Raw genomic sequence first — 26,524 nt, forward strand, 5'->3', positions numbered from 1 at the left:
CGTAGGCGCGAGGCTTGCCCGCGATAGCGATATCGCGACCCCCGCCAGATTCCAGCCTTAAGGCTGATCGCGAGCAAGCTTCGCTCCTGCATGTCGGCGTCCCGAGGCAACCTCAGGACGCCAGGCTCTTGCGAAACCGCGCCAGGGCGATGGTGAAGAACGCCAGGCCAATCGCACCCAGGGCCAGCAGGTCGGGCCAGACCACGCTGACGCCGGCGTCGCGGAACAGGATCGCCGCGCTCAAGCTGACGAAATGCGTCGATGGCGAACCCTGCATCACCCATTGCAACCACTGCGGCATGCTGTCCAGCGGTGTACTGCCGCCGGATAACAACAGCATCGGAATGATCACCGGGATCGCCAGCAGGCCGAACTGCGGGGTCGAGCGGGCCAAAGTGGCGAGGAAGATGCCCAGGGCCGTGCTGGCGAACAGATAGAGCGCGGTGACTATCAGGAACAAGCCCAGGGAGCCGGCCAGCGGCACGCCCAGCAACCCTTTGACGACCACTTCCAGCGATATCCAGGTGCACAGCACCACCACCAGCATGTTGCTCCAGATTTTCGCCAGCATGATCTCCAGGGCTGTGAGCGGCAGCACCAGCAAGTGATCGAGAGTACCGTGCTCGCGTTCGCGCAGCAGCGCGGTGCCGGTGAGCACGATGGCCAGGATGGTGATGTTGTTGACGATCTGGATCACCGCCAGGAACCAGCCGCCCTGCAGGTTGGTGTTGAACAGCGCGCGGGTGGTCAGCAGGGCCGGGGCCTTGGCGGGTGTGTCTCCCTGGCCGGCGTAGTCGAGCAGCTCGCGCTGGAAGATCCGGCCGATGTAGCCCGCCCCCATGAAGGCCTGGCTCATGGCGGTGGCGTCGACGTTGACCTGTACCGCCGGCTGGCGCCCGGCCAGCAGGTCGTTCTGGAAGTTGGCCGGGACGTTGATCACGAAGGTGTACTGGCCGCTGTCCAGCACGGCGTCCAGCCGGTCGTAGGGCAGGGTTGCCGGGACCTGGAATTCCGGCGGTTGCAGGGACTCCCCCAGCAGGCGCGACAGCGCGCTATGGTCCTCGTCCACCAGGGCCACGCTGGCGTTGTGCACGCCTATCACCGAGCCGGCGGCTGGCAGGTAGATGGCCACGGTGAAGGCGTACATCAGGAACAGCAACAGTACGCTGTCATGGCGCAGGCTGGTGAGTTCCTTGAGGCCCAGGCGCAGGATATGGGCAAGCCGGTTCATCAGACCTCCTGCTTTTTCAACATGACCAGGCTCAGCCCAGTGAAGCCGAGGAAGAACCCCACCAGCGCCAGGCACTGGGGCCAGAGTTCACGCACGTCCAGGGCCTTGGTGAAGGTACCGACCGCGATGTCGAGGAAGTAGCCCGCGGGGAACAGCTGGCCCATGATCGCCGCCGAACCGTCCAGGGACGAGCGCGGCACGATCAGCCCGGAGAACTGGATGGTCGGCAGGCTGGTGATGATCATGGTGCCCAGGATCGCCGCGATCTGGGTGCGGGTGAAGGCCGAGATCAGCAGGCCCATGCTGGTGGTGGCCAGCACGTACAGCACCCCGCCCAGGGCCAGGGTCAGGCCGCTGCCCTTGAACGGTACGCCGAACAGCCAGCGGTTCATGGCCACCAGCAGCCCCAGGTTGATCAGGCTGACAGCCAGGTATGGCGCCTGCTTGCCCAGGAGGAACTCCAGGCGCGTCAGTGGTGTGGCGTAGAAGTTGGTGATCGAACCCAGCTCCTTCTCGCGGACGATGCCCAAGGCGGTGAGCATGGCCGGGATGAACGCCAGGATCAGCGCCATGACGCCGGGGCCGATGGCGTTCACGCTGACCACGTCCTGGTTGTAGCGGAAGCGGGTTTCCAGCTTGGCCGCAGGTCGTGAGTTGCGCGGCAGGCTGCTGTGCTCCGCCAGCAGTTCCAGGTTGCCCTGGTGCACGGCCTCGACATAGTTGCGGCTGGTCTCCGCGCGAAACGGCATGCCACCGTCGAGCCAGGCGGCGACCACGGGCTGGCGCCCGGCATAGAGGTCGCGGCCGAAGCCGGGAGGGATTTCCAGGGCCAGCTTGATCTCCGAGCGTTGCAAGCGCCGGTGCAGCTCGGCGGAGTTGCGGATCGTCGGTTTTTCCTCGAAGTAGCGTGAGCTGCGGAAGGCTTCCAGGTAGGCGCGGCTTTGCGGGGTCTGGTCCTGGTCGTAGACGGCGAAGGCCAGCTTCTCCACATCCAGGGAAATACCGTAGCCGAAGATCACCATCATGAAGATCGCTCCGAGCAGGGCGAACCCCAGGCGCACCCGGTCGCGCAGCAGTTCCTTGCCTTCGCGGGTGGCCACCGCCAGCAACCGCGCCAGGCTCAGGCCCGAGTGCACGGGGGCGCTGGCCGCAGCCGGGGCTGCTGGTTCCGGCTGGGAGGGAGGTGGAGTGTCCGGGGCGCCCTGGGCGTCTTCCAGGCAGCGCACGAAGGCCGCTTCCAGGGTCTCGCCGGCGTACTGGCGCTGCAGCGCCTCTGGGGTATCGCAGGCCAGTACCTTGCCGGCGTGCATCAGGGAAATGCGGTCGCAGCGCTGGGCTTCGTTCATGAAGTGGGTGGACAGGAAGATGGTCACGCCCTGTTCCCGGGACAGCTCCACCAGCAGGCGCCAGAAATCGTCGCGGGCCGCCGGGTCGACCCCGGACGTGGGCTCGTCGAGGATCAGTACTTCCGGCCGGTGCAGCACCGCCACCGCCAGCGACAGGCGCTGGCGCAAACCCAGGGGCAGGGCGCCGGACTGCTGCTCGGCGATTGCGCCCAGGTCGAAGCGCTGGATCAGTTCCTCGATGCGCGGGCCGCTCTGGTCCTTGGGCAAGTCGAACAGGCGGGCGTGCAGCTCCAGGTTCTGGCGCACGCTGAGCTCGCCGTACAGCGAGAAGCTCTGGGACATGAAGCCGACCCGCTTGCGGGTGGCCAGGTCCTTGGCATTCACCGGGTTGCCCAGCAGTTTGGCGCTGCCCTCGGTGGCCGGCATCAGCCCGGTGAGAACCTTCATGGTGGTGGTCTTGCCGCAGCCGTTGGAGCCTAGGAAGCCGAAGATCTCCCCGCGGCCGATGGCGAAGCTGACCTTGTTCACGGCGGTGAAGTCGCCGAAGCGCAGGGTCAGTTCATGGGCCTCGATGGCGATGTCCTGGTTGGCGCTGGAGCGGGGCGGGATCACCAGCGGCGGATTGTCCTGGCCGCCGTCGCCCTGGAAGTGGGTGAAGGCGTCGTCCAGCTTGCCGCTGGCGGTGACCTTGGCCAGCTCCTGGCTCAGGCCCTGGGCGATCAACCGGCCGCGATCGAGCATCAGGCAATGCTCGAACTGCTCGGCTTCCTCCATGTAGGCGGTGGCCACCAGCAGCGTCAGCTGTGGTCGTTGCTGGCGCACGTCCTCCACCAGTTCCCAGAAGCGTCGGCGCGAGAGCGGGTCGACGCCGGTGGTCGGTTCGTCGAGGATCAAAAGGTCCGGCTCGTGGATCAGTGCGCAACACAGGCCGAGCTTCTGTTTCATCCCGCCTGACAGCTTGCCGGCCGGGCGCTCGGCGAAGCGCAGCAGGTCGGTGGCCAGCAGCAGGCTGTGCATGCGCTGCGCGCATTCCTTGGCGGGCAGGCCGAACAGGGTGGCGAAGAAGCGGATGTTCTCGCTGATGGACAGCTCGGGGTACAGGTTGCCGCCCAGGCCCTGGGGCATGAAGGCGATGCGCGGATAGAGGCTGCTGCGGTGGCGCCGCTGGGTGATGTCGCCCCCGAGTACCTGGAGCTGGCCCTGCTGGAGTTTCTTGACCCCGGCGATCAGCCCCAGCAGGCTCGACTTGCCGGCGCCATCCGGACCGATCAGGCCGCAACGGGTACCTGCCGGCAGGCTGAAGGCGATATCGACCAGGGCCTGTTGCGGACCATAGCGATGAGCGATGCCGGTCGCTTGCAGCGCCAGGCCGCTCATTGCAGGTTAGCCGGCCAGTCCACGGGGGCGGTGCGCACGTAACCGGCACCGGGCATGCCCGGCTTGGCTTGTGGCACGGCGGCGGGTTGGGTCAGGCGCACCTTGACCCGGAACACCAGTTTCTGGCGTTCGTCGCGGGTCTCCACTTCCTTGGGGGTGAACTGGGACTTGGCCGCGACGAAGTTGATCTTCGCCGGTAGTGGCTGGTTGGGCAGGCCGTCGAGCAGCAGGCGTGCTTCATCGCCCACGGTCAGGCGCCCGGCGACGGAGGCGGGCAGGTAGAGGTTCATGTACTGGTCGTTGGGATCGATCAGCAGCAGCACCCGGCCACCCGCGCCCAGGACCTCGCCGGGTTCGGCCAGGCGCAGTTGGATGATGCCGTCGATGGGCGCGCGCAGGCTGCTGTCGTCGATTTCGCTGATGAGCTGGGCCACCTGGGCCTGGGCGGCGCCGATGGCGGCCTTGACCGAGGCGACCTGGGCCTGGGCCGCCAGCACTGCCGCGTTGCCGGTGCTCAGGCGGGCTTGCTGCTGGTCGATGATCTGCTGGCTGGCGAAGCCGCGACGGAACAGCTCCTGGGAGCGCTTGAGTTCCTGGTTGGCCAGTAGCAGTTCGCTCTGGCGCAGTTGCACATTGGCTTCGGCGGCAGAGAGGTTTTCCCGGGCCCTGGCCACTTCGGCCTCGGCCTGGGTGCGCTGGGCTTCCAGGGTCCGGGTATCCATGCGTGCCAGCAGTTGGCCCTGGAGCACCTTGTCGCCCTCATGGACTCGCACTTCGGCCAGGCGCCCCGGGATCTTGCTGGCGATCTGCACCTCGGTGGCCTCCAGGCGGCCGTTGCCCATGCTCAAGCCTTCGGGCAGGCGGTCCTGGAGGGACTTCCAGTAGCCGAAACCACCGGCAGCGAGCAATAGGATCAAGAGGGAAACAGCGAAAACACGGGAGGAACGGCGGTTCTTCGACATGGGGTCTGCGTCCTGCGGCTATAGCGTCCTAGTCTGACGAACCTCAAGCCTGGACCGCTTGATGCTCGTCAAATGTAAAGGGCGCTAGCCTAACCTCAATGTTTGCAGGCTGCATGATGGACGTGACAAAAAACCGGCAACGCTGCCATGGCTTGCATGGCCATGGCGTGCGCGGGGATCAGCGCAGCGCGAGCACCGCCGCCCACTGCTCGGCGGATACGGGCATCACCGAGAGGCGGCTGCCTTTGTGCACCAGGGGCATCTCGGCAAGGGCTGCCTGCTGCTTGAGGTAGTCCAGGCGCAGGACCTTGCCGAAGGTCTGCACATGGGCCACGTCGATGGCGCTCCAGGCGTTCTTCTCGGCGCTGGACTTGGGATCGAAATAGACGCTGTCCGGCTCCAGGGCGGTGGGGTCCGGGTAGGCAGCCTTGACGATCCGGCCAATCCCGGCGATGCCCGGCTCGGGGCAGCTGGAATGGTAGAAGAAGAACTCGTCGCCCTCGGCCATGGCCCGCAGGAAGTTGCGTGCCTGGTAGTTGCGCACGCCATCCCAGCGCGCCTGGCCGAGTGCCTGCAGGCCTTCGATGGAGAGCTCGTCCGGCTCGGATTTCATCAGCCAATAGGCCATGTGCTTGCCCTCCGACAAGGTGGGTGAACGGGTGATCTGGCAATTTTATGACAAACCGACGGTCGGTTGACGCCAGCATTTGCGTGTCGGTTCACGTTATCGCAAAATGCCGGGATTTTAAGCTTGACGCTGCCGCATGGCTGGTTATGGATGCCGTGCCGCCAGCGTGTGTGATGTGCCTGAGGGGGGGCAATCGATGAAACGCCAACCGGATTTGCTATGGATTTTGGTTATTTTGTTCGGTTTGGGCGTTGTGACCACCGGTTATGCACAGAGCCTATGGGCCAGCAAGACCGATGCTCCGGTCGAGATCGCACAACAGCAGCAACCTCTCAAGCGCTGAGTCAGCGTCGATAGAATGCGGCGCCTAGCGGGCGCCGTACCATCCCCGATCGGTCACCGTGCCCTGCAGCGGCACATCCCAGCTGGCCTGATCCAGTTTTCCAACTTTCTGGCATTCATGGGCCAGCCCCAGCAGCTTCGGCTTGCGCCATGTTTTCCGGCGCGCCAGATAGGCCAGGCTGCGGTCGTAGAATCCACCGCCCATCCCCAGGCGTCCGCCCTCTTCATCGAACCCCACCAACGGTAACAGCACCAGGTCCAGGGCCCAGACCTTGCGTTGGCGGGCGACATTGATTTTGGGTTCGAGAATGCGAAAGCGATTGGGCCGCAGCTGCTCGCCCGGACGAAGGCGCTGGAAGACCATCTTGGTACGTGGCCAGGCGCTGAGGACCGGCAGGTAGGTGGCCTTGCCCCGGCGCTGGGCGGCGCGCAACAGCAGGCGCGGGTCGATTTCACCATCGGTGGGGAGGTACAGCGATAGATGTCGCGCGCGGCGAAATACCGGATCCTGCGCCAGCTGTCGATACAAGCCACGGGCGGCCTGGCGCTGCTGGGCGGGTGTCAGGGCGCGACGGGCTTTGCGCAGCATGCGGCGAAGTTGCGGGCGGGAGGGCGGCGCAGGTGCGGTCATGGAGGAGGCTTTGCAAGTCGGGATGGCAGGACAGCCTACCCGGAAAAACCAATGCCAGCATGGATAACTGGCATTGATCGATGATTCAGGCTCCCCAGGCGAACCGCTGTCGACTTAGCCCTTGAACCCGAGAGTTCAAGGCGGGAGATGCAGCAGGCTTTAAGGCTTTCCGTCTAGCGGACATGCACACCAGCCCAACGTGCAACTTCCAGGGTAGTGCAAATCGGCTCAGGGACATCGCCAACTGGCAAGCACCCCAGGGAGTGGCGGGAGTATAACGCAACCGCTGTCAGGAATCAGCCTTGCTTGCGTCCGATTCTGTCGCCAGGACCAGATCGACCCGCTCCAGCAGGTCGCGTACCTGTTCGCGGGTGGTCGTGCTGGCCTGCACGTCCGGGCGCTCCTGGCGATGCAGCAGGTCGTGGGTGATGTTCAGGGCGGCCATGACTGCAATCCGGTCGGCGCCGATGACCTTGCCGCTGCTGCGGATCTCGCGCATCTTGCCGTCCAGGTAGCGGGCGGCGCTCACCAGATTGCTGCGTTCTTCCTGGGGGCAGATGATCGAATATTCTTTGTCGAGGATCTGCACGGTAACGCTATTGCTTGAACTCATGAGTCTTGCTCCAGGGCCTTGAGGCGCGAAATCATCGATTCGACCTTACGCCGGGCGATTTCGTTTTTTTCAATGAGGTGCGCGCGTTCCTCGCGCCAGGTCTTTTCCTGAGCTAGTAAGAGTGCGTTTTGACTCTTTAGTTGCTCGACCCGGGTAATCAGCAGTTCGAGTCTGGCCATCAGTGCGTGCAGGTCGGTGTCTTCCATTGTGTCCCACTGAATTTGATCTGATGAGTGGCAACTGGCAGGACAGCAGCCGGCGCATCCGGTGCTGTCCGCTCGGCGAACTGTCCGTCGCCCAAGGCCCCGCGCACCGTTGTGACAGGGCGCAAGGCACAACGCGACGCTAGCAATGAGTGATGACACGCCCTACGATACAAGGCCTTCATTCTAGACATTGCGCCGCTTGGCGCCTAGCTGCCCATGCCCATTCAGAACTCCCCTTACGATGCCTTCGCCACCCTGCTCAGCAGCAGCGGTCATTCTGTTTCTCCCGCCGAACTGCACGGCCTGTTACTGGGGCGCAGTTGCGCCGGCGCCGGCTTTGAAGTCGACGGCTGGCTGGTGGACGCTGCCGAGCTGCTCGAAGGCGAACCTCAGGAAAACGTACGCAACGCCTTGATTGGCCTGCAGGAAATGGTCAAGGGCGAGCTCACCAGCGACGACATGACCGTGGTCCTGCTGCTGCCCAGCGACGATGCTCCGCTGGCCCAGCGCGCCACCGCCCTTGGCCAGTGGTGCCAGGGTTTCCTCTCCGGTTTCGGCCTCAACTTCCGCGACAGCAGTGCCCTGAGCACCGAAGGTACGGAAGTGTTGCAGGACCTTGCAGCCATCGCCCAGGTCCAGGACGCGCTGGAAGAATCCGACGACGGTGAGAACGACTACATGGAAGTGATGGAGTACCTGCGGGTCGCGCCACTTCTGCTGTTCACCGAAACCAACAAGGCCGGCGCACCGGCTGCCAAGCCTTCTCTGCATTGACCTGACAGGGACCCGGGCCTGCCCATGATCCATATCCCGAAAGCTGAATACAGCCGGCGCCGCAAGGCGCTCATGGCGCAGATGGAGCCCAACAGCATCGCGATCCTGCCGGCGGCGGCCGTGGCCATTCGCAATCGCGACGTGGAGCACGTCTACCGCCAGGACAGCGACTTCCAGTACCTCAGTGGCTTTCCCGAGCCACAGGCGGTGATCGTGCTGATGCCCGGTCGCGAGCATGGCGAGTACGTGCTGTTCTGCCGCGAGCGCAATGCCGAGCGCGAGCTCTGGGATGGCCTGCGGGCCGGCCAGGAGGGGGCGATCCGCGACTATGGCGCGGACGATGCCTTTCCCATCACCGATATCGACGACATCCTCCCGGGGCTGATCGAGGGGCGCGACCGGGTCTATTCGGCCATGGGCAGCAACCCCGAGTTCGACCGGCACCTGATGGAATGGATCAACGTGATCCGTTCCAAGGCCCACCTGGGTGCCCAGCCACCGAACGAATTCGTTGCCCTGGATCATCTGCTGCACGACATGCGCCTGTATAAATCGGCGGCGGAAGTGAAGGTGATGCGCGAGGCCGCGCGGATCTCCGCCCAGGCGCATATCCGTGCGATGCAGGCCAGCCGTGCCGGCCTGTACGAATACAGCCTGGAGGCCGAGCTGGACTACGAGTTCCGCAAGGGCGGGGCGAAGATGCCGGCCTACGGGTCCATCGTTGCGGCTGGACGCAACGGTTGCATCCTGCACTACCAGCAGAATGATGCCGTGCTCAAGGACGGCGACCTGGTGCTGATCGACGCCGGCTGTGAAATCGACTGCTATGCCAGCGACATCACCCGCACCTGGCCGGTCAATGGCCGGTTCTCGCCGGAGCAGAAGGCGATCTACGAGCTGGTGCTGGCCGCCCAGGAGGCTGCCTTCGTCGAGATCGCCCCGGACAAGCACTGGAACCAGGCCCACGAAGCGACGGTCCGGGTGATCACCGCTGGCCTGGTGGAGTTGGGCCTGCTGGAGGGCGCTGTCGACGACTTGATCGCCAGCGAAGCCTACAAGGCGTTCTACATGCACCGCGCCGGGCACTGGCTGGGCATGGATGTACACGATGTCGGCGAGTACAAGGTCGGCGGCGAGTGGCGGGTGCTGGAGGTCGGCATGGCGCTGACCGTAGAGCCGGGGATCTACATTTCCCCGGACAACCAGCAAGTGGCGAAGAAGTGGCGCGGCATTGGCGTGCGCATCGAGGACGACGTGGTAGTGACCAAGCAGGGCTGTGAAATTCTGACAGGCGGCGTGCCCAAGAGCGTCGCCGAGATCGAGGCGCTGATGGCCGCGGCCCGGGGCCAGGCGTCATGAGTCGGGTCAATCTCGCCATCATCGGTGGCGGCCTGGTCGGCGCCAGCCTGGCCCTGGCCCTGCAAGCGGGCGCCAAGGCCCGGGGCTGGAAGATCGTGCTGATCGAACCCTTCGCTCCTGGCGACAGTTTCCAGCCCAGCTATGACGCACGCTCCTCGGCGCTGTCCTTCGGCGCGCGGCAGATCTACCAGCGCCTGGACCTGTGGCAGGCAATTTCCCGGCGCGCCGAGCCGATCAAGCAGATCCATGTGTCCGACCGTGGCCGTTTCTCCACTGCGCGGCTGTCGGCCATGGAAGAGGGCGTCCCGGCCCTGGGTTACGTAGTGGAGAACGCCTGGCTCGGCCAGTGCCTGTGGCAGGGGCTGGACCAGGACGTGATCAGCTGGCGCTGCCCGGCGGAAGTCACCCGCCTGGAGCCCCTGGAAGGCGGCTACCGCCTGACCCTGGATGACGAGACCACCCTGGAATGCGACCTTGCGGTGTTGGCCGATGGCGGTCGTTCCAGCCTGCGCGAGCAGCTGGGCATCGGGGTTCGCAAGCGCCCTTACAACCAGAGTGCGCTGATCGCCAACATCACCCCCAGCGAAGCCCACGGCGGCATGGCCTTCGAGCGCTTCACCGACGACGGGCCCATGGCCTTGTTGCCGCTGCCGGAAAACCGCTGCGCGCTGGTCTGGACCCGCCAGGGCATGGATGCGCAGCGCCTGGCCGCGCTGGACGAACGCGGCTTCCTCAGCGAATTGCAGGGAGTGTTCGGTTATCGCCTGGGCACTCTCAAGCAAGTGGGCGCCCGGCACCTGTACCCGCTTTCCCTGGTGGAGGCCGAGGAGCAAGTGCGCCCGCACCTGGTGGTGCTGGGCAACGCCGCCCACAGCCTGCACCCGATTGCCGGCCAGGGATTCAACCTGTCCCTGCGCGACGCCCAGGCCCTGGCCGATGCCCTGCTCGGCAGCGAACGCACGCCGGGTGATTTCTCGGTACTGCAGGCCTATCGCGAGCGCCAGCGCCTGGACCAGGACCTGACCGTGGGCTTTTCCGACCAGGTCACGCGGCTGTTCGGCAGCAAGCTGCCGCTACTGTCGGTAGGGCGCAACCTCGGCTTGCTGGGCCTGGATCTGCTACCGCCGGCCAAGCGCTGGTTCGCTCGCCAGGCCATGGGCCTGGGTGTTCGCCCGGATGCGTGACTGGTTGGCCCGGCGTGTCGGCAAGGCACGCCTATTGCGTTGGGTGTTGAATCTGTACCCACCCTACTTCGGCGCAGGAGTACGGATTCGCCACATCTCCGCGGACTTTCGCGAGGCACGGGTGTCCATGGGCCTGGGCTGGTACAACCGCAACTATGTCGGCACCCAGTTCGGCGGCAGCCTGTATTCGATGGTGGACCCGTTCTTCATGTTGATGCTGATGGAAAACCTGGGACGCGACTACATCGTCTGGGACAAGGCCGCGGCCATCGACTTCATCGCACCGGGCAAGGGCCCGGTGTTCGCCCGGTTCAGCATCGACCAGGACCTGATCGACCAGATCCGCCAGCACACCGCTGCCGGAGAAAAGTACCTGCCGCAGTTGCAGGTCGAGATTCACGATGGCTCCGGCACCCTGGTGGCGCGGGTCGACAAAACCCTTTATGTGCGGCTCAAGCCGCAAGCGAGACAGGCCTAAAGCATGGAAATGCGCGCAGATGTGCTGATTGTCGGAGCCGGCATGGTCGGCAGTGCCCTGGCCCTGGCGTTGCAGGGCAGTGGCCTGGAAGTGCTGCTGCTCGACGGTGGTTCCCTGAGTGTCAAACCTTTCGACCAGCAGGCGCCGTTCGAGCCCCGGGTCAGTGCGCTGTCGGCGGCCAGCCAGCGGATCCTGCAGCGCCTCGGCGCCTGGGACGGCATAGCCCGGCGCCGTAGCAGTCCCTACCGCGACATGCAGGTCTGGGATGGCAGCGGCACCGGCCAGATCCACTTCTCGGCGGCCAGCGTGCATGCCGAGGTATTGGGGCATATCGTCGAGAACCGAGTGGTCCAGGATGCCTTGCTCGAACGCCTGCATGAGTGCGATATCGGTTTGCTGGCCGATGCCCGGCTGGAGCAGATGCGCCGTTCCGGCGACGACTGGCTGCTGACCCTGGCCGACGGCCGGAGCCTGCGGGCGCCGCTGGTGGTGGCCGCCGACGGTGCCAACTCGGCGGTGCGCCGCCTCACCGGTTGCGCTACGCGGGAGTGGGATTACCTGCACCACGCCATCGTCACCAGCGTGCGCAGCAGCCAGCTCCACCAGCTGACGGCCTGGCAACGCTTCACCGACACCGGCCCGCTGGCCTTTTTACCCCTGGTGCGGGATGGGCAGCACGACTGGTGCTCCATCGTCTGGTCCACCACGCCCACCGAGGCCGAACGCCTGATGGCCCTGGACGACGCAAGCTTCTGCGCCGAGCTGGAACGGGCTTTCGAGGGGCGCCTGGGCCAGGTGCTTGGCGCCGATCCACGGCTTTGCGTGCCGCTGCGCCAGCGCCATGCCAAGCGCTACGTGGCCGAGGGCTTGGCGCTGATCGGCGATGCGGCCCACACCATCCATCCGCTGGCGGGGCAGGGGGTCAACCTGGGGTTCCTCGATGCGGCGGTACTGGCCCAGGTGTTGCTGGAGGCCGCCGGACGTGGCGAGCGCCTGGCCGAGGTCAAGGTGCTGAGCCGTTTCGAGCGCAAGCGCATGCCCCACAACCTGGCGCTGATGGCCGCCATGGAGGGCTTCGAGCGTTTGTTCCAGGCCGATCCGTTGCCGCTGCGCTGGTTGCGCAACACCGGGCTGAAGGTGGTCGACCAGATGCCCGAGGCCAAGGCCCTATTCGTGCGCCAGGCACTGGGCTTGAGTGGCGACTTGCCGGAGTTGGCCCGGGCCGAGTGATCCGGATCCAGGGAGGTGCCTGCCGATGACGAGCAGGCGCCGCCGCACAGGGCAAGGCTTCCCGCGCAACATCTGGTTACTGCTCGGCTCCGGGTTCGGTTGAGCCAGCAAATGGGAGTCCTTATCATTTCGCCTCACTTTGCATACGAGAGACTGCTCCCATGTTGGCACCGAAGCGTCTACTGACCGCCCTGGCACTCACCCTCATCGCCGGCACCGCCCAGGCCGCCGACGAAGTGGTGGTCTACTCCTCCCGTATCGACGAGCTGATCAAGCCGGTGTTCGATGCCTACACCCAGAAGACCGGGGTGAAGATCAAGTTCATCACCGACAAGGAAGCGCCGCTGATGCAGCGCATCAAGGCCGAGGGCGAGAACGCCACCGCCGACCTGCTGCTGACCGTGGACGCCGGCAACCTCTGGCAGGCCGAGCAGATGGGCATCCTGCAGCCCTTCACCTCCAAGATCATCGACAGCAACATTCCCCTGCAATACCGCTCTTCCAGCCACGCCTGGACCGGCCTGAGCCTGCGGGCGCGGACCCTGGCCTACTCCACCGAGCGGGTCAAACCGGGCGAGCTGACCACCTACGAGGCCCTGGCCGGCAAGCAGTGGGAAGGCCGCCTGTGCCTGCGCACCGCGAAGAAGGTCTACAACCAGTCGCTGACTGCCACGCTGATCGAGACCCACGGCGCGGACAAGACCGAGGAAATCCTCAAGGGCTGGGTCAACAACCTGTCCACCGATGTGTTCTCCGACGACATCGCCGTGCTGGAAGCGATCAATGCCGGCCAGTGCGACGTGGGTATCGTCAACACCTACTACTACGGCCGCCTGCACAAGCAGAAGCCGAACCTGGCGGTGAAACTGTTCTGGCCGAACCAGGGCGATCGCGGAGTGCACGTCAACCTGTCGGGAATCGGCCTGACCAAGCATGCACCGCATCCGGAGGCCGCCAAGGCGCTGGTGGAATGGATGACCACCCCTGAAGCGCAGAAGATCTTCGCCGACGTCAACCAGGAGTTCCCGGCCAACCCGGCGGTGGCGCCGTCTGCCGAAGTCGCCAGCTGGGGCAAGTTCGTGGCCGATACCCTGCCGGTGGAAATCGCCGGCAAGCGCCAGGCCGAGGCCATCCGCCTGATGGACCGCGCGGGCTGGAACTGAGCCTGCCGTTATACTGCGCCCCGCTTTTGCGGGGCGTTTTCTTTAGCGGCTGGGCTTTTTGTGGCGAGGGAGCTTGCTTGCGCTTCAGTGCGCAGCGCCGGCAAAGCCTGATTTCGTGATTCAACTGTCGGAACGGGTTTGCAGCCCTTGGGGCGGCCAAGTCGCCAGCGGGAGCAAGCTCCCTCGCCATGCGTGTCTTGCACAAGTATTTTTGTCTGCTCAATCTGCCTGAGAGTTTTTTGTGGCCCATCCCGCCCAACGTCGTTGGTATCCCCTGGTCTTTGCCGTCGCGGCCCTGGTCCTGCTGCCGCTGAGCGTACTGCTGTTTTCCTGGCAGGCGGTCGACCAACAGATCTGGTCCCACCTGTGGGAGACCCAGATGCCGCGCCTGCTCGGCAATACCCTGACTCTGGTGCTCGGGGTCGGCGTCGGAGTCACGTTGCTGGGGGTGAGCCTGGCCTGGCTCACCAGCCTCTGCGAGTTCCCGGGGCGGCGCTGGCTGGACTGGGCGCTGATGCTGCCGTTCGCGATCCCGGCCTATGTGCTGGCCTTCGTCTTCGTCGGCCTGCTGGACTTTTCCGGGCCGGTGCAAAGCCTGTTGCGGGAGTGGTTCGGCAGTGGCCTGAGGCTGCCCAGGGTGCGCTCCACCGGCGGGGTCATCCTGGTGCTGGTGCTGGTGTTCTACCCCTACGTCTACCTGCTGGCGCGCAGTGCCTTCCTGGCCCAGGGCAAGGGCTTGATGGAGGCCGCGCGGGTGCTCGGGCAATCGCCCTGGCAGGCCTTCTGGCGCGTGGCCCTGCCCATGGCCCGACCGGCCATCGGCGCCGGCGTGGCCCTGGCGTTGATGGAGACCCTGGCGGACTTCGGCGCGGTGGCGGTGTTCAACTTCGATACCTTCACCACTGCCATCTACAAGACCTGGTACGGCTTCTTCAGCCTGTCCAGCGCCGCACAGTTGGCCAGCCTGTTGCTGCTGGCGGTGATGCTGGTGCTGTACGGCGAGCGGCGTGCCCGGGGCGCCAGCCGTACCGGCAACGAGCGCCCTCGGGGCAAGGCCCTGTACCAGCTGCGGGGATTCAAGGCACTGGCGGCCAGCGGCTGGTGCCTGCTGGTGTTCGCCTGCGCCTTCGTGATTCCGCTGCTGCAACTGCTGGCGTGGTTCTGGCAGCGCGGGCGCTTCGACCTGGACGAGCGCTACGCCGGCCTGATCGTCCACACCTTGTACCTGGGAGGCATGGCGGCGCTGATCACGGTCAGCGTGGCCTTGTTGCTGGCCTTCGCCCGGCGCCTGGCGCCGACCCGGGGCATCCAGGCGGGTGTCAGCCTGGCCAACCTGGGCTACGCCTTGCCGGGGTCGGTGCTGGCGGTGTCGATCATGTTGGCCTTCAGCTACCTGGACCGCGAACTGGTGATCCCGCTGTCCGGCTGGCTGGGCGGAGCGGGCAAGCCCTTGTTGCTGGGCAGCCTCTGCGCCTTGTTGCTGGCCTACCTGGTGCGTTTCATCGCCGTGGCCTATGGCCCCCTGGAAACAAGCCTGGAGCGCATCCGTCCGTCACTGCCGGAAGCCGCCCGCAGCCTGGGAGTCGGTGGCCCGCGACTGTTTTTCAAAGTGTATCTGCCGCTGCTGCTACCCGGGACCTTGAGCGCCGCCCTGCTGGTGTTCGTCGATGTGCTCAAGGAAATGCCCGCCACCTTGCTGATGCGCCCGTTCGGCTGGGACACCCTGGCGGTGCGGATCTTCGAAATGACCAGTGAGGGAGAGTGGGCGCGGGCCTCGTTGCCGGCCCTGACCCTGGTGCTGGTGGGACTGTTGCCGGTGATCGGCCTGATCCGTCGCTCGGCCCATCGAATCGGTTAGGTGTCAGCCCGCCACCTTGCGGCTACAATGCGCGGCATTCGGTGCGGTCTGTTGTTTGGCCGGGACGCTGGAACCGGCTGGGAGCCATGTATTCCAAGGCTTTCACCTTTGCAGCGCCAGGCCGCACCCTCGCCACGCCCGGAAGGAGAAACCCATGGGACAGCGTACGCCTCTGTATGACCTGCATCTCGCCCTCGGCGCGAAAATGGTCGATTTTGGCGGTTGGGATATGCCCTTGCATTACGGCTCGCAAGTCGAGGAACACCATCAGGTGCGCCGGGATTGTGGAGTGTTCGATGTATCCCACATGACCGTGATCGATGTCGACGGCGACCAGGCCAAGGCCTGGCTCCAGCACTTGCTGGCCAATGACGTCGAACGCCTGCAAAGCCCCGGCCAGGCCTTGTACAGCGCCATGCTCAACGAGCAGGGCGGCATCGTCGACGACATGATCGTCTACCGCCTCCAAGACAGTTATCGCCTGGTGGTCAACGCCGCGACCCGCCAGCAAGACCTGGCCTGGATGCAGTCCCGACTGGGAGACTTCCAGGTCCGGCTGCGCGAGCGGGCGGAACTGGCCATGCTGGCGATCCAGGGACCCCAGGCGCGCCAGCGCATCGCCGAACTGGTGAGCCAGCCCCGGGCCACCCTGATCCAGCAACTCAAGCCTTTCGAAGGCCGTGTCGACGGTGACTGGTTCATCGCCCGCACCGGCTACACCGGTGAAGATGGCCTGGAGATCGTCCTGCCCGCCGAACAGGCGCCGGCCTTTTTCAACGACCTGGTGGGCGCGGGCATCTCGCCCATCGGCCTTGGCGCCCGTGACACCCTGCGCCTGGAGGCCGGCATGAACCTCTATGGCCAGGATATCCACCAGCAGGTTTCACCCCTGGCAGCGAACATGGCCTGGAGCATCGCCTGGGAGCCGGCCACGCGCCAGTTCATCGGGCGTGCCGCCCTGGAAGCCGAGCGGGCGGGCGGAATACAGCACAAGCTGGTGGGCCTGGTGCTCGAGGAACGTGGCGTCTTGCGGGCGCACCAGGTGGTACGCATCGCCGATGTTGGCGAAGGTGAGATCACCAGTGGTAGTTTCTCCCCTACGCTGAGCAAGTCGATTGCCCTGGCGCGAGTACCGATGGCCACCGGCGATCGGGCCGAAGTGGAAATCCGTGGCAAGTGGTACCCGGTGCGGGTAGTCAAACCGACCTTCGTGCGCCATGGCAAAACCTTGATCTAACATTTTTGCAGCCGGCATTGCGCCGCTGTTCATTTCTTCTTGAGGACACAGAACATGAGCGATATCCCTGCCCACCTGCGTTTTGCCGAAAGCCACGAGTGGGCCCGCCTGGAAGCCGACGGCAGCGTGACCGTGGGTATTAGCGACCACGCCCAGCAAGCCCTGGGCGATGTGGTATTCGTCGAGCTGACCGAAGTCGGCCAGGTGTTCGGCGCAGGGGACCAGGCCGGCGTGGTGGAGTCGGTCAAGGCCGCTTCGGACATCTACGCCCCGGTGGCCGGTGAAGTGATCGAAGTCAACGAGGAGCTGAGCGCCAGCCCCGAGTTGCTCAACAGCGAGCCCTACGACGCCTGGATCTTCAAGCTCAAGCCGGCCAACCCGGCGGACCTGGAAAAACTGCTGGACGCCGCAGGCTACAAGGCCTCCATCGGCGAATAAGGCATACGCGGCCGGTCCCCGAGCGGGCCGGCCGCGAGCCCCTTACCTCTGCAACACCTCTTTGACCGCGGCTACCGCGCGCTCCACATCGCTCTTGTCCATCGCCGTGAACATCGGCAACGACACGATCAGGCGTCCCACCCGTTCCGCTACCGGGAACATTCCTTCCTTGAAGCCGCGCTCGCGGTACAGGCTCAACAGGTGAATCGGCGGATAGTGATAGCCGATGCCGATACCCCGTTGCTGCATCTGCTCCATGAACGTGGCGCGGGCCGGCTGGCCATCCTGGCGCTCGGGCAAGACCAACTGGAACAGATGCCAGTTACTGTTGCTGAAGTCCGCCGGTGGCAGCTGGGCGCCGTAGCGCTCCTGGAAATCGCTGCCAAAGCATTCGAAATAGTGCCGGGCCAGCTCGCGACGGTGGGTGGTGATCGCCTCGATATGGGCGAACTGCCCGAGGCCGATGGCCGCGGCGACGTCGGTCATGTTGAACTTGCCGCCCAGCACATCCACGTCCAGGCCGTCGTGGCCGCTGCGGGTCACCCCTTGCAGGCGGTACTTCTCGGCCAGGCGCACTTCTTCCGGGGTATTGAGCACCAGGCAGCCACCTTCGGAGCAGGTGACGTTCTTGTTGGCCTGGAAGCTGAACGACACGAAGTCGCCGCCGGCGCCGATGCGCTGGCCGTTCCAGCTGGAGCCCAGGGCCTGGGCGGCGTCCTCCACCACCCGCAGGCCATGCTTGCTGGCCAGGGCGTAGAGGCGGTCCATGTCCAGCGGCAGGCCGGCCAGGTACACCGGGATGATGGCCTTGGTGCGCGGGGTGATGGCGGCCTCGACCTGGTTCAGGTCGAGGTTGCGGGTCACCGGGTCGATGTCGGCGAACACCGGCGTGGCGCCCACTTCGAGAATCACGTTGGCGGTGGCTACCCAGGAGATCGGCGTGGTGATCACTTCGTCGCCCGGGCCGATGCCGGCGATGCGCAGGGCGATCTCCATGGTGCAGGTGCCGGAGTTGAAGGTCCGCACGGTGCGGCCGCCGAAGAACTGCGAAAGCTGCGTCTCGAAGGCCTGGACCTTGGGACCGCTGGTGATCCAGCCCGAGCGCAGCACCTCGCCGACGGCGGCGATGGTGGGTTCATCGATGGTGGGTTTGGAGAACGGCAGGAAGGGCAGTTGGCTCATGACGATGGGACACCCGATAAGCGGACGCTGGGAACATGGATTGAGGCGCGCCGGGGCGCGCGCTGACGCCCAGCATGATGGTCCCGAATGCCTCGGGACGCCAGAGCGCCGAGGGGCAAAATCGGCTGCTATGCTGCTTGGCACCCTGTCGCATCGACGCTGAGCGCCGTTCATCGGAGAGAGACTGCCATGCCATCCCTGACCCAGCTACGTGAGCCCAATGCATTTCTCGACCGGCACCTGGGACCCGATTCCCAGGAGCAGCAAGCCATGCTTGCCAGCCTCGGGCTCGGCAGCCGGGTCGAGCTGATCGAGCAGACGGTACCGCCAGCCATTCGCTTCAATCGTGCCCTGGACCTGCCGCCGGCCCTCGACGAGACGGCGGCCCTGGCGCGGCTCAAGGGCTATGCGGCGCAGAACCAGGTCTGGACCAGCCTGATCGGCATGGGTTACCACGGCACCCGCACGCCCAACGTGATCCTGCGCAACGTGCTGGAAAACCCCGGCTGGTATACCGCCTATACCCCTTACCAGCCGGAGATCGCCCAGGGTCGGCTCGAGGCGCTGCTGAATTTCCAGCAGATGACCATCGACCTCACCGGCCTCGACCTGGCCAATGCCTCGCTGCTGGACGAAGCCACTGCTGCGGCCGAGGCCATGGCCATGGCCAGTCGTGTGGCCAAGTCCGGGAGCAAGCGGTTCTTCGTCGACGAACATTGCCATCCGCAGACCATCTCGGTGGTGCGGACCCGGGCCGAGGGCTTCGGCTTCGAGCTGGTGGTCGATAGTCTCGACAAGCTTTCCGAGCACGAGGTCTTCGGCGCCTTGTTGCAGTACCCGGATACTCACGGCGAGATCCGCGACCTGCGGCCGCTGATCGATCAATTGCATGCCCGCCAGGCCCTGGCTTGCGTCGCCACCGACCTGCTCAGCCTGTTGCTGCTGGCCCCGCCTGGCGAGCTGGGCGCGGACGTGGTGCTGGGCTCGTCCCAGCGCTTTGGCGTGCCCATGGGCTACGGTGGCCCCCACGCGGCGTTCTTCGCCTGCCGCGACGAGTACAAGCGGGCCATGCCCGGGCGCATCATCGGCGTGTCCCGCGATGCCCGGGGCCAGGTGGCCCTGCGCATGGCGTTGCAGACCCGCGAGCAGCACATCCGCCGCGAGAAGGCCAACTCCAACATCTGTACCGCCCAGGTACTGCTGGCCAACATCGCTGCTTTCTATGCGGTGTACCACGGCCCCAAGGGGCTCAAGCGCATCGCCCAGCGGGTGCATCGGCTGACCTGCATTCTCGCTGCGGGGCTGGAGCGCCATGGCATCGTCCGGGTCAACCGGCACTTCTTCGATACCCTGACCCTGGAGGTGGGCGGCAGCCAGACCGCGATCATCGAGAGCGCCAGGGCCCAGCGGATCAACTTGCGGATCCTCGGCCGTGGCCGGCTGGGCCTGAGCCTCGACGAGACCTGCGACGAAACCACCGTCGCCCGGTTGTGGGATGTGTTCCTGGGGGCCGACCATGGCCTGGACGTAGCCGTGCTGGATGCCGAGGAGCTGGAGTCCGGCGTGCCCGATGAGCTGCTGCGCCGCAGCCCGGTGCTGGGGCATCCGGTGTTCAGCGCCCATCACAGCGAGACGCGGATGCTGCGTTATCTCAAGCAGCTGGAGAACAAGGACCTGGCGCTCAACCAGTCGATGATTCCCCTGGGCTCTTGCACCATGAAGCTCAACGCCAGCAGCGAGATGATCCCCATCACCTGGCCGGAGTTCGCCGACCTGCATCCCTTCGCGCCCCGGGAGCAGGCCGCCGGCTACAGCTTGATGATCGACGAACTGGAGCGCTGGCTGTGCGCGATCACCGGTTTCGATGCCATCTGCATGCAGCCCAACTCCGGGGCCCAGGGCGAATATGCCGGGCTTTTGGCCATCCGCCGCTACCACGAGAGCCGGCACCAGGGACAACGGCACATCTGCCTGATCCCGGCCTCGGCCCATGGCACCAACCCGGCCTCGGCGCAGATGGCGGGGATGCAGGTGGTGATCGTCGAGTGCGACGAGGCCGGCAACGTCGATCTGGCGGACCTGGCGGCCAAGGCTGCGCAAGCCGGCGAGCGCTTGTCCTGCCTGATGGCGACCTACCCCTCGACCCATGGGGTCTATGAAGAAGGCATCCGCCAGATCTGCGAAGTCGTCCACAGCCATGGCGGCCAGGTATACATGGACGGCGCCAACCTCAATGCCCAGGTGGGCCTGGCCCGGCCCGCGGACATCGGCGCCGACGTCTCGCACATGAACCTGCACAAGACTTTCTGCATTCCCCACGGCGGCGGTGGCCCGGGCATGGGGCCGATTGGCGTGCGCGCGCACCTGGCGCCCTTCGTCGCCAACCACCCGGTGGTGCCGATCGATGGCCCGTTGCCCCAGAACGACGCGGTCAGCGCCGCGCCCTGGGGCAGCGCGAGCATCCTGCCCATCAGCTGGATGTACATCGCCATGATGGGGCCGCAGCTGGCCGATGCCAGCGAGGTGGCGATCCTCGCCGCCAACTACCTGGCTACCCAGCTCAGCGGCGCCTTCCCGGTGCTCTACAGCGGGCGCAACGGGCGGGTGGCCCATGAGTGCATCCTCGACCTGCGGCCCTTGAAGGCGTTGACCGGGATTACCGAGGAGGACGTGGCCAAGCGCCTGATGGATTACGGCTTCCATGCGCCGACCATGTCGTTCCCGGTGCCGGGCACGCTGATGGTCGAGCCCACGGAGAGTGAGTCCAAGGTCGAGCTGGACCGGTTTGTCGAAGCCATGCTGAGCATTCGCGCCGAGATCGCCCAGGTCCAGGAGGGCCAGTGGCCGGCCGAGGACAATCCGCTCAAGGGCGCGCCCCATACCTTGGCCGATATCACTGGCGCCTGGACGCGGGCCTACAGCATCGAGCAGGCGGTCTTGCCCAGCGCCCATGTGCGGGCCCACAAGTACTGGCCGGCGGTGAACCGGGTGGACAATGTCTACGGCGACCGCAATCTCTTCTGCGCCTGCGTACCGGTGGACGCCTACCGCTGAGCCGGTTGCCAGGCCGACCGTGCAGCCTGGGCGCGGGTCCGACGCGGCTGGGCGTCGAGAGGGTACAGGTGCAGCAGTTCTTCCTCGACGACCTGGTTGCTCAGGCCCAGCTCCAGTTCCGGGCAATCCAGGTCCAGCCAGTCGCCATGTTGCAGTTGCAGTTCGCTTTCGCGGCGGCTGGCGCTGTGGAACACATAGTGGACCATGCCCGGCTGCAGGAACTGTTCGTGCTGTTCGAGGAAGGCCTGGGAGTACTTGCGAATCGCCCCCCAGGCCTGCTGGTCGAGGCGGTAGCTGAGGTAGGACAGCTGCGCACCCTGGCGCTCGACCCGGACGTTGAGCGACAGGCTGCCCTGCAGCTCGCCGAGGATCAGCGCCGGGGTGATCGCGCAGTGGCGCAGGCGCGACTGCGCGCAGGAGCTGGCGTCCTGGCGGCTCAGCAGCGGGTCGCGGATGTCATGGCCGAGGCTGAAGCCTACGAACCGCAGCTGGCCGAAATGATCCACCAGGTACACGCAGACCACCCCGGGTTGGCTGGCGATGCTCAGGGCGTGATAGGGAACCGCCAGTGGCTCGCCGTCGGTCTTGAGCAGGCTGCCGTTGCCCTTGTAGAACCAGCCCTGGTGGGTGTGCTGGGTATTGAGAGTGACTTCGCTGACCTGGGCCAGCAGGCTGTCGCTGGGCTTGAGGGGCGGGCGCAACGGGCCTTCCTGGCGCCCGTCGGCGGCGAGTTGGGGATGGGCCGGCAGGCTGCGCAGGTGCTCGCTCCAGCCCAGGTGCCGCCGGGCGCAGAACTGCAGGGTCTCGTACAGCCCGCCATGTTCGGAGAGCGCCCGCACACTGCGGCCATTGTGCAAATCGAACAGCCCGATGGCGCGCTGGTCCTTGTGGCAGACATCCAGCAACAGCAGGTAATCATCCATGATTCTCTAGTCCTCAATCGGCAAGGGGGCGGGAAGGCAAGGGGCGTGGCTCGAGGCTCGGCGTGCGGCCGGGCTCGAGGGCGCTTTCCTTGAGCAGCAACGACAGCAGCAGGCCGGCCAGGCTGCCGCTCAGGGCGACATACAGGATCGACGGCAGGCCGAAATGGGTGGCGGCGAACCCGGCCACCGCCGGCGACAGCCCGCCACCGAGGATCTCGCCGAAGCCCACGACTATCCCGGTCGCGGTGGGCAGCAGGGCAGCGGGCACCGACTCGCTGGTCAGCGGGCCGACGGTCATGCAGATCAGGCTGAAGTTGAAGAACGACAGCAGGAACAGCAGCAGGAACAGCAACCAGGGAATGGCCGGGCTGACGATCAGCAGGCCGACCAGGGTGCTGCTGGTCATGAAGCACACCGAGACCACCGGCTTGCGCCCCAGGCGATCGGACATCCCGGGGATGATCAGCTGGCCGATGAAACCGCCCAGGCCGATGGCCGAGATGATGAAGGCCATGGACAGGGTTTCCAGGTGCAGGTAGTCGGTCAGGTAGCTGGGCAGCATGGCGCAGAGCACGAACTGGCAGGTGAGGATGCAGAACATGATCAGGATGTTCAGGCTCACGTTGCCGCTCTTGAAGGCTGCCAGCCAACGCGTCCCGGCATGGCCGCAGGCTTGTTCGGCGGTGGATGCCGGCTGTGGCCGGTAGACCTTCCACAGGTAGGCGGCCAGCACCAGGCCCGGCAGCGAGATGATGGCGAATACGGCGCGCCAGGAGCCGGTCATCTGCAGCAGGCTGGCGGCGATCAGCGGGCCCAGGCACAGGCCGAGAATCGGGAACAGCGCTTGCTGGATCCCCAGGTTCAGCCCGCGTCGGCCGGGGCGCGACACTTCGTTGGTGACGATGATGCTGGTGGGCGTGAAGGCACCCTCGCAGATGCCCATCAGCCCGCGCAGGATCACCAGACCCAGCACGCCGGTGGCCAGCGCGGAAAAACCGGACAGCAAGGACAGGACGGTGATGGACACCACCAGCACGCGGCGGGTGCCCAGGCGCTCGATCACGCTGCCCATGCCCAGGGCCGACAGGCCCCAGGTGAAGGCCAGCGCGGCGGACAGGTAGCCTAGGTCCTGATAGTCAAGGTGCAGGTCATGCATGATCACCGGGAACAGCGGCAGGATGATGAAGCGATCCAGCCCCACCAGCCCGAAGCTCAATGACAGCAATAGCACCATGGATCTTTCGTAGCGGCTGTTGGCCGCCGTGATTGGCATTCCAGTGTTCATCGCTCAGCTTCCTTGGCAAACCATGAACTCGGCGCGAAGCGCCGTGGAGGGTGCGGCCTGGCGCTGCCTTGTAGCCCGGCAGCGTCAGGTCGCACAGACGCGGGGTGTCACATCAGGCGGTCCACTGGCCGACCGCCATCTCCGCGGTGAAGCCCGGGCCGAAGGCCGCCAGCAGGCCGATATCGCCCTTGTTCAGGTTGGAATCGAACTGGCGCTTGAGGACGTCGAACACCACCACGCTGGCGATGTTGCCGGCCTCGGACAGGCTGCTGCGCGATTGCGAGACGCGGTTCGACGCCAGGTCCAGGTGCATCACCAGTTCGTCGAGGATCTTGCGGCCGCCGGTGTGGAAGATGAAGAAGTCGTTGTGCGCGCAGTTCTGCTCGAAGCTCTCGTAGTTGAGGCGCTCCATGACCGGTGCCACGTCCTTGATGGAGTTCATCACCGCCTTGTCGAGGGTGAAGTGGAAGCCGGTGTCCTTCACGTCGTACTTGATGTAGTGCTCGCTCTTGGGCAGGAAGTACGATTCGGTCTTCTTGATCTTGAAGCCGCCGGCCTGGTCGTCGGCGCGCAGCACGCAGGCCGATACCGCATCGCCGAACAGCGCCGCCGAGATGAAGGCGTGCAGCTTGGTGTCGTCCGGCTGATAGCACAGCGAGGAGAACTCCAGGGACACGATCAGCACGTGGTTGCGCGCATCGAGGCTGGCGAAATCGTTGGCCCGGTTGATCGCCGCGGCACCGGCCACGCAGCCCAGCTGGGCGATCGGCAGCTGCACGGTGGAGGTGGGCAGGCCCAGGTCGTTGATCAGGTGCGCGGTCAGCGACGGCATCATGAAGCCGGTGCAGGAAGTGACGATCACCATGCGGATGTCGCTGATCTGCAGCCCGGCATTCTCGATAGCCTGGCGTGCGGCGGCCGACGACATCTGCCGTGCTTCACGCTCGTAGACGATGCTGCGGTGAGTGAAGCCGGTGTGCACCGCCAGCTCGTCGATCGGCAGCACCAGGTGGCGCTCGTTGACCTCGGTGTTGGCGATCATGCGCTTGGCCAGGGCCATGCGTGGGTGGTCGGCGTGCAGGCCTTCCAGGTGATCGACCATCTGCTGCTGGGTGATCTTGTGTTTCGGAAACATTACGTGTGGGAGGCAAAGAGTAGACATGACCAATCCTTGGCTGTATTCAGGCCAATAAGTAAGTGTTGGGGAGTGTCCCCGTTAATAGGCAATAGAATTCATAGAGCCCAAGCAAACCGGGGCCCAAGGGCCACTTCCAGAACTGAAGTTGCCGCTGATGTAACTTTTAAGTTGGATTTTATTTTTATGGCTTACTTCAAGGTGCCTTTTGGCAAGGCACCTTGAGCAACAAGTTATTTATCCAGAACGAACTTGTAGGCGTACTGCCAGGCCAGGTTGCTTTCGCGCACGTGCTTGCGCACCACCATGCGCACCGGCGCGCCGACCTTCAGTTGCTGGGCATCGCAGACATCGACGATTTCCGAGGCGATCACCAGGCCGTCGTCCAGGCGGACCATGGCCATGCAGCGCGGTACGGTCTCGCCGTAACCCATGGCCGCCAGGATCGGGTTGTCGGCGTGGGCCATGACCTCGATCTTGCCGGTGCGGGCGCAACGATAGGGTTTCACGCTCATGGAGTTGCAAGCGCCGCAGACCGTACGCCGGGGGAAGAAGATCTCGTTGCACTCTTCGCACTGGCTGCCTTCGAGGCGGTACTTGCCACCATGCTCGCGCCATTCGCGGAGCATGCTGGCGGTGGTCATTCTGTGGATCTGTTCTGGGTACATGGACATGGTCCGGGCTCCTTAGTCGTTCGAGAGGACAATCACCGAGTTGTGCGCCGCATAACCGCCAAGGTTCTGCGACACGCCGATGCGCGCGCCCTTGACCTGGTTGTCGGCTTCACCCCTCAGCTGCCGGAACAGCTCGGTGATGTGCAGGATGCCGTCGCAGCCGGACGCATGGCCGCGGCCGATGTTGCCGCCGTCGGTGTTCAGTGGCAGCTGGCCGTCCAGGGCGATGCCGCCTTCGAGAACGAAGTCGCCAGCCTGGCCCTTGCCGCAGACGCCCATGGATTCCATCTGGATCAGGCCGGCGCCGAGCAGGTCGTAGACCTGGGCGACGTCGATGTCCTTGGGGGTGATCCCGGCTTTCTTATAGGCAATCTCCGCGCAAGCGATGGAGTTGGCCGAGACGGCCATGCCCACGTCCTTGGGCAGGCCCGGGTGGTGCAGGGTCGGGTTGTGGAAGCGGGTACCGAAGTAGTGGGAAACCCCGGTATAGGCGCAACCCCGCACGAACACCGGTTTGTCGGTGTACTTGTGGGCCAGGTGTTCGGCGACCAGGATCGCGCAGCCACTGGCTTCGCCCCAGGCCAGCATCGAGCCGCAGGCTTCGCTGTTCTTCAGCGCTTCGAGGGTCGGGATCGCCTGGCCATAGCGGGTGGCGGTAGGGGTGTTGTGCGCATAGATGCGCATCTGCCGGCCAAAGGTGGCCAGGACGTCGGCTTCGCGGCCGGCATAACCGAACTTCTGGAAGTACTCGGCGGTCGCCAGGGCGAAAGCGTCGGTGTGGGAGATGCCGAGGAAGTAGTCGTACTCGCACTCGGTACTGGAACCGATGTATTCGGCATAGTTGAAGTGGTCGGTCATCTTCTCGAAACCGCCGCACAGGACGATGTCGTACTCCCCGGAAGCCACCATCTGATGGCCCATCTGGAAGGATACCGAGCTGCTGGTGCAGTTGGCGGTGCTCATGAAGGTCGGCGCCGGGCTGATCCCCAGGGCGTCGGAAATGGTCGGGCCCAGGCCGCCATATTCGGAGATGCCTTCACCGTGATAACCATAGGCAACGCCCTGGATTTCGCGGGGATGCATCTTGGCATCCTTGATGGCCTTGTAGGCGGACTCGACGATCATTTCCTTGAACGTCTGCCGAACTCGTGAACTACCGGGCTTCGGCGTATAAGCAGCCGAAACTATTGCAACACGACGTGCGCACATGTACA

General features: G+C 65.2%; 24 protein-coding genes and 1 other RNA gene. 11 read left to right on the plus strand and 14 right to left on the minus strand.

The annotated features are described in order from the left end of the window. Positions 1–112: 112 nt before the first annotated feature. The 4 genes from GDH07_RS01390 to GDH07_RS01405 form a co-directional block, all read right to left on the minus strand. The gene (locus GDH07_RS01390; RefSeq protein WP_152896530.1) at positions 113–1,231 is read right to left on the minus strand and encodes an ABC transporter permease; all 1,119 of its coding nucleotides are present in this window, start codon (positions 1,229–1,231) and stop codon (positions 113–115) included. Further along, positions 1,231–3,954: a ribosome-associated ATPase/putative transporter RbbA gene (rbbA, locus tag GDH07_RS01395; protein WP_152896531.1), complete on the minus strand. Its 2,724-nt coding sequence runs from the start codon at positions 3,952–3,954 to the stop codon at positions 1,231–1,233. The genes GDH07_RS01390 and rbbA overlap by 1 nt, the downstream gene beginning before the upstream one ends. Further along, positions 3,951–4,916, minus strand: coding sequence for an HlyD family secretion protein (locus GDH07_RS01400; protein WP_152896532.1), 966 nt, complete (start codon positions 4,914–4,916; stop codon positions 3,951–3,953). Before GDH07_RS01400 ends, rbbA begins: the two co-directional genes overlap by 4 nt. Positions 4,917–5,094: 178 nt before the next feature. After that, the gene (locus GDH07_RS01405; protein WP_152896533.1) at positions 5,095–5,544 is read right to left on the minus strand and encodes an EVE domain-containing protein; all 450 of its coding nucleotides are present in this window, start codon (positions 5,542–5,544) and stop codon (positions 5,095–5,097) included. A gap of 196 nt (positions 5,545–5,740) precedes the next feature. On the opposite strand from GDH07_RS01405, the gene GDH07_RS32215 reads away from it, so the two are divergent. Beyond that, positions 5,741–5,887, plus strand: coding sequence for a hypothetical protein (locus GDH07_RS32215; protein ID WP_164485043.1), 147 nt, complete (start codon positions 5,741–5,743; stop codon positions 5,885–5,887). A 24-nt stretch (positions 5,888–5,911) separates the two neighbouring features. Here GDH07_RS32215 and GDH07_RS01410 read toward each other — a convergent pair whose 3' ends face one another. The 4 genes from GDH07_RS01410 to GDH07_RS01425 form a co-directional block, all read right to left on the minus strand. Beyond that, complete coding sequence (locus tag GDH07_RS01410) at positions 5,912–6,517, minus strand: 5-formyltetrahydrofolate cyclo-ligase (protein ID WP_053133747.1); 606 nt, start codon at positions 6,515–6,517, stop codon at positions 5,912–5,914. An 87-nt stretch (positions 6,518–6,604) separates the two neighbouring features. Beyond that, positions 6,605–6,783: non-coding RNA, 6S RNA (gene ssrS, locus GDH07_RS01415), on the minus strand. A gap of 23 nt (positions 6,784–6,806) precedes the next feature. Continuing rightward, positions 6,807–7,130 (minus strand): cell division protein ZapA, encoded by a 324-nt coding sequence (locus GDH07_RS01420; protein ID WP_022641752.1) that lies wholly within the window; start codon positions 7,128–7,130, stop codon positions 6,807–6,809. Continuing rightward, a complete protein-coding gene (locus tag GDH07_RS01425) occupies positions 7,127–7,336 on the minus strand; it encodes a TIGR02449 family protein (protein WP_011064144.1) in 210 nt (69 codons plus the stop codon). The genes GDH07_RS01420 and GDH07_RS01425 overlap by 4 nt, the downstream gene beginning before the upstream one ends. A 216-nt stretch (positions 7,337–7,552) precedes the next feature. On the opposite strand from GDH07_RS01425, the gene GDH07_RS01430 reads away from it, so the two are divergent. The 9 genes from GDH07_RS01430 (at position 7,553) to gcvH (ending at position 17,057) form a co-directional block, all read left to right on the plus strand. Next, entirely contained in the window at positions 7,553–8,110 is a 558-nt protein-coding gene (locus tag GDH07_RS01430) for a YecA/YgfB family protein (RefSeq protein ID WP_022641750.1), read from the plus strand. A 24-nt stretch (positions 8,111–8,134) separates the two neighbouring features. Then, positions 8,135–9,469: a Xaa-Pro aminopeptidase gene (gene pepP / locus GDH07_RS01435; protein WP_152896534.1), complete on the plus strand. Its 1,335-nt coding sequence runs from the start codon at positions 8,135–8,137 to the stop codon at positions 9,467–9,469. Continuing rightward, the gene (gene ubiH / locus GDH07_RS01440) at positions 9,466–10,653 is read left to right on the plus strand and encodes a 2-octaprenyl-6-methoxyphenyl hydroxylase (RefSeq protein WP_152896535.1); all 1,188 of its coding nucleotides are present in this window, start codon (positions 9,466–9,468) and stop codon (positions 10,651–10,653) included. Before pepP ends, ubiH begins: the two co-directional genes overlap by 4 nt. Then, positions 10,646–11,131: a DUF4442 domain-containing protein gene (locus GDH07_RS01445; RefSeq protein ID WP_152896536.1), complete on the plus strand. Its 486-nt coding sequence runs from the start codon at positions 10,646–10,648 to the stop codon at positions 11,129–11,131. The genes ubiH and GDH07_RS01445 overlap by 8 nt, the downstream gene beginning before the upstream one ends. A 9-nt stretch (positions 11,132–11,140) precedes the next feature. Further along, positions 11,141–12,361 carry a 2-octaprenyl-3-methyl-6-methoxy-1,4-benzoquinol hydroxylase gene (locus tag GDH07_RS01450; RefSeq protein ID WP_178124022.1) on the plus strand — a complete coding sequence of 407 codons (1,221 nt, stop codon included), beginning with the start codon at positions 11,141–11,143 and terminating at the stop codon, positions 12,359–12,361. Positions 12,362–12,522: 161 nt separating this feature from the next. Further along, on the plus strand, positions 12,523–13,524 hold the full coding sequence (locus GDH07_RS01455; protein WP_152896538.1) for an extracellular solute-binding protein: 1,002 nt from the start codon (positions 12,523–12,525) through the stop codon (positions 13,522–13,524). A 241-nt stretch (positions 13,525–13,765) separates the two neighbouring features. Then, complete coding sequence (locus GDH07_RS01460) at positions 13,766–15,382, plus strand: ABC transporter permease (RefSeq protein ID WP_022641744.1); 1,617 nt, start codon at positions 13,766–13,768, stop codon at positions 15,380–15,382. Positions 15,383–15,536: 154 nt separating this feature from the next. Then, a complete protein-coding gene (gcvT, locus tag GDH07_RS01465) occupies positions 15,537–16,619 on the plus strand; it encodes a glycine cleavage system aminomethyltransferase GcvT (RefSeq protein ID WP_085594323.1) in 1,083 nt (360 codons plus the stop codon). A gap of 54 nt (positions 16,620–16,673) precedes the next feature. After that, positions 16,674–17,057, plus strand: coding sequence for a glycine cleavage system protein GcvH (gene gcvH, locus GDH07_RS01470; RefSeq protein ID WP_022641742.1), 384 nt, complete (start codon positions 16,674–16,676; stop codon positions 17,055–17,057). Positions 17,058–17,099: 42 nt separating this feature from the next. On the opposite strand, the gene GDH07_RS01475 is transcribed toward gcvH, so the two are convergent. Beyond that, positions 17,100–18,239, minus strand: a complete 1,140-nt coding sequence (locus GDH07_RS01475; RefSeq protein WP_152896539.1) for a DegT/DnrJ/EryC1/StrS family aminotransferase — start codon at positions 18,237–18,239, stop codon at positions 17,100–17,102. Positions 18,240–18,428: 189 nt separating this feature from the next. Here GDH07_RS01475 and gcvP point away from each other — a divergent pair, with 189 nt between their 5' ends. Next, positions 18,429–21,293 carry an aminomethyl-transferring glycine dehydrogenase gene (gene gcvP, locus GDH07_RS01480; RefSeq protein WP_152896540.1) on the plus strand — a complete coding sequence of 955 codons (2,865 nt, stop codon included), beginning with the start codon at positions 18,429–18,431 and terminating at the stop codon, positions 21,291–21,293. Here gcvP and GDH07_RS01485 read toward each other — a convergent pair. The 5 genes from GDH07_RS01485 to GDH07_RS01505 form a co-directional block, all read right to left on the minus strand. Further along, positions 21,284–22,216, minus strand: a complete 933-nt coding sequence (locus tag GDH07_RS01485) for a fumarylacetoacetate hydrolase (protein ID WP_152896541.1) — start codon at positions 22,214–22,216, stop codon at positions 21,284–21,286. The genes gcvP and GDH07_RS01485 overlap by 10 nt on opposite strands. Before the next feature lie 13 nt (positions 22,217–22,229). Continuing rightward, positions 22,230–23,501: an MFS transporter gene (locus GDH07_RS01490; RefSeq protein WP_246195895.1), complete on the minus strand. Its 1,272-nt coding sequence runs from the start codon at positions 23,499–23,501 to the stop codon at positions 22,230–22,232. Positions 23,502–23,613: 112 nt separating this feature from the next. Continuing rightward, on the minus strand, positions 23,614–24,663 hold the full coding sequence (locus tag GDH07_RS01495; RefSeq protein ID WP_031320680.1) for a type III polyketide synthase: 1,050 nt from the start codon (positions 24,661–24,663) through the stop codon (positions 23,614–23,616). 206 nt (positions 24,664–24,869) lie between these two features. Continuing rightward, a complete protein-coding gene (locus tag GDH07_RS01500; protein WP_053133774.1) occupies positions 24,870–25,310 on the minus strand; it encodes a Zn-ribbon domain-containing OB-fold protein in 441 nt (146 codons plus the stop codon). A 12-nt stretch (positions 25,311–25,322) separates the two neighbouring features. After that, positions 25,323–26,519, minus strand: coding sequence for a thiolase family protein (locus GDH07_RS01505; RefSeq protein WP_031320678.1), 1,197 nt, complete (start codon positions 26,517–26,519; stop codon positions 25,323–25,325). Between the last annotated feature and the right edge of the window lie 5 nt (positions 26,520–26,524).

Source organism: Pseudomonas piscis (assembly GCF_009380155.1).
Classification (GTDB): domain Bacteria; phylum Pseudomonadota; class Gammaproteobacteria; order Pseudomonadales; family Pseudomonadaceae; genus Aquipseudomonas; species Aquipseudomonas piscis.

Bases quoted from the DNA above. Each gene is read 5' to 3' on its own strand.
- GDH07_RS01390 (WP_152896530.1), bottom strand. From the start codon at position 1,231: ATGAACCGGCTTGCCCATATCCTGCGCCTGGGCCTCAAGGAACTCACC.
- rbbA (WP_152896531.1), bottom strand. From the start codon at position 3,954: ATGAGCGGCCTGGCGCTGCAAGCGACCGGCATCGCTCATCGCTATGGT.
- GDH07_RS01400 (WP_152896532.1), bottom strand. From the start codon at position 4,916: ATGTCGAAGAACCGCCGTTCCTCCCGTGTTTTCGCTGTTTCCCTCTTG.
- GDH07_RS01405 (WP_152896533.1), bottom strand. From the start codon at position 5,544: ATGGCCTATTGGCTGATGAAATCCGAGCCGGACGAGCTCTCCATCGAA.
- GDH07_RS32215 (WP_164485043.1), top strand. From the start codon at position 5,741: ATGAAACGCCAACCGGATTTGCTATGGATTTTGGTTATTTTGTTCGGT.
- GDH07_RS01410 (WP_053133747.1), bottom strand. From the start codon at position 6,517: ATGACCGCACCTGCGCCGCCCTCCCGCCCGCAACTTCGCCGCATGCTG.
- GDH07_RS01420 (WP_022641752.1), bottom strand. From the start codon at position 7,130: ATGAGTTCAAGCAATAGCGTTACCGTGCAGATCCTCGACAAAGAATAT.
- GDH07_RS01425 (WP_011064144.1), bottom strand. From the start codon at position 7,336: ATGGAAGACACCGACCTGCACGCACTGATGGCCAGACTCGAACTGCTG.
- GDH07_RS01430 (WP_022641750.1), top strand. From the start codon at position 7,553: ATGCCCATTCAGAACTCCCCTTACGATGCCTTCGCCACCCTGCTCAGC.
- pepP (WP_152896534.1), top strand. From the start codon at position 8,135: ATGATCCATATCCCGAAAGCTGAATACAGCCGGCGCCGCAAGGCGCTC.
- ubiH (WP_152896535.1), top strand. From the start codon at position 9,466: ATGAGTCGGGTCAATCTCGCCATCATCGGTGGCGGCCTGGTCGGCGCC.
- GDH07_RS01445 (WP_152896536.1), top strand. From the start codon at position 10,646: ATGCGTGACTGGTTGGCCCGGCGTGTCGGCAAGGCACGCCTATTGCGT.
- GDH07_RS01450 (WP_178124022.1), top strand. From the start codon at position 11,141: ATGCGCGCAGATGTGCTGATTGTCGGAGCCGGCATGGTCGGCAGTGCC.
- GDH07_RS01455 (WP_152896538.1), top strand. From the start codon at position 12,523: ATGTTGGCACCGAAGCGTCTACTGACCGCCCTGGCACTCACCCTCATC.
- gcvT (WP_085594323.1), top strand. From the start codon at position 15,537: ATGGGACAGCGTACGCCTCTGTATGACCTGCATCTCGCCCTCGGCGCG.
- gcvH (WP_022641742.1), top strand. From the start codon at position 16,674: ATGAGCGATATCCCTGCCCACCTGCGTTTTGCCGAAAGCCACGAGTGG.
- GDH07_RS01475 (WP_152896539.1), bottom strand. From the start codon at position 18,239: ATGAGCCAACTGCCCTTCCTGCCGTTCTCCAAACCCACCATCGATGAA.
- gcvP (WP_152896540.1), top strand. From the start codon at position 18,429: ATGCCATCCCTGACCCAGCTACGTGAGCCCAATGCATTTCTCGACCGG.
- GDH07_RS01485 (WP_152896541.1), bottom strand. From the start codon at position 22,216: ATGGATGATTACCTGCTGTTGCTGGATGTCTGCCACAAGGACCAGCGC.
- GDH07_RS01490 (WP_246195895.1), bottom strand. From the start codon at position 23,501: ATGAACACTGGAATGCCAATCACGGCGGCCAACAGCCGCTACGAAAGA.
- GDH07_RS01495 (WP_031320680.1), bottom strand. From the start codon at position 24,663: ATGTCTACTCTTTGCCTCCCACACGTAATGTTTCCGAAACACAAGATC.
- GDH07_RS01500 (WP_053133774.1), bottom strand. From the start codon at position 25,310: ATGTCCATGTACCCAGAACAGATCCACAGAATGACCACCGCCAGCATG.
- GDH07_RS01505 (WP_031320678.1), bottom strand. From the start codon at position 26,519: ATGTGCGCACGTCGTGTTGCAATAGTTTCGGCTGCTTATACGCCGAAG.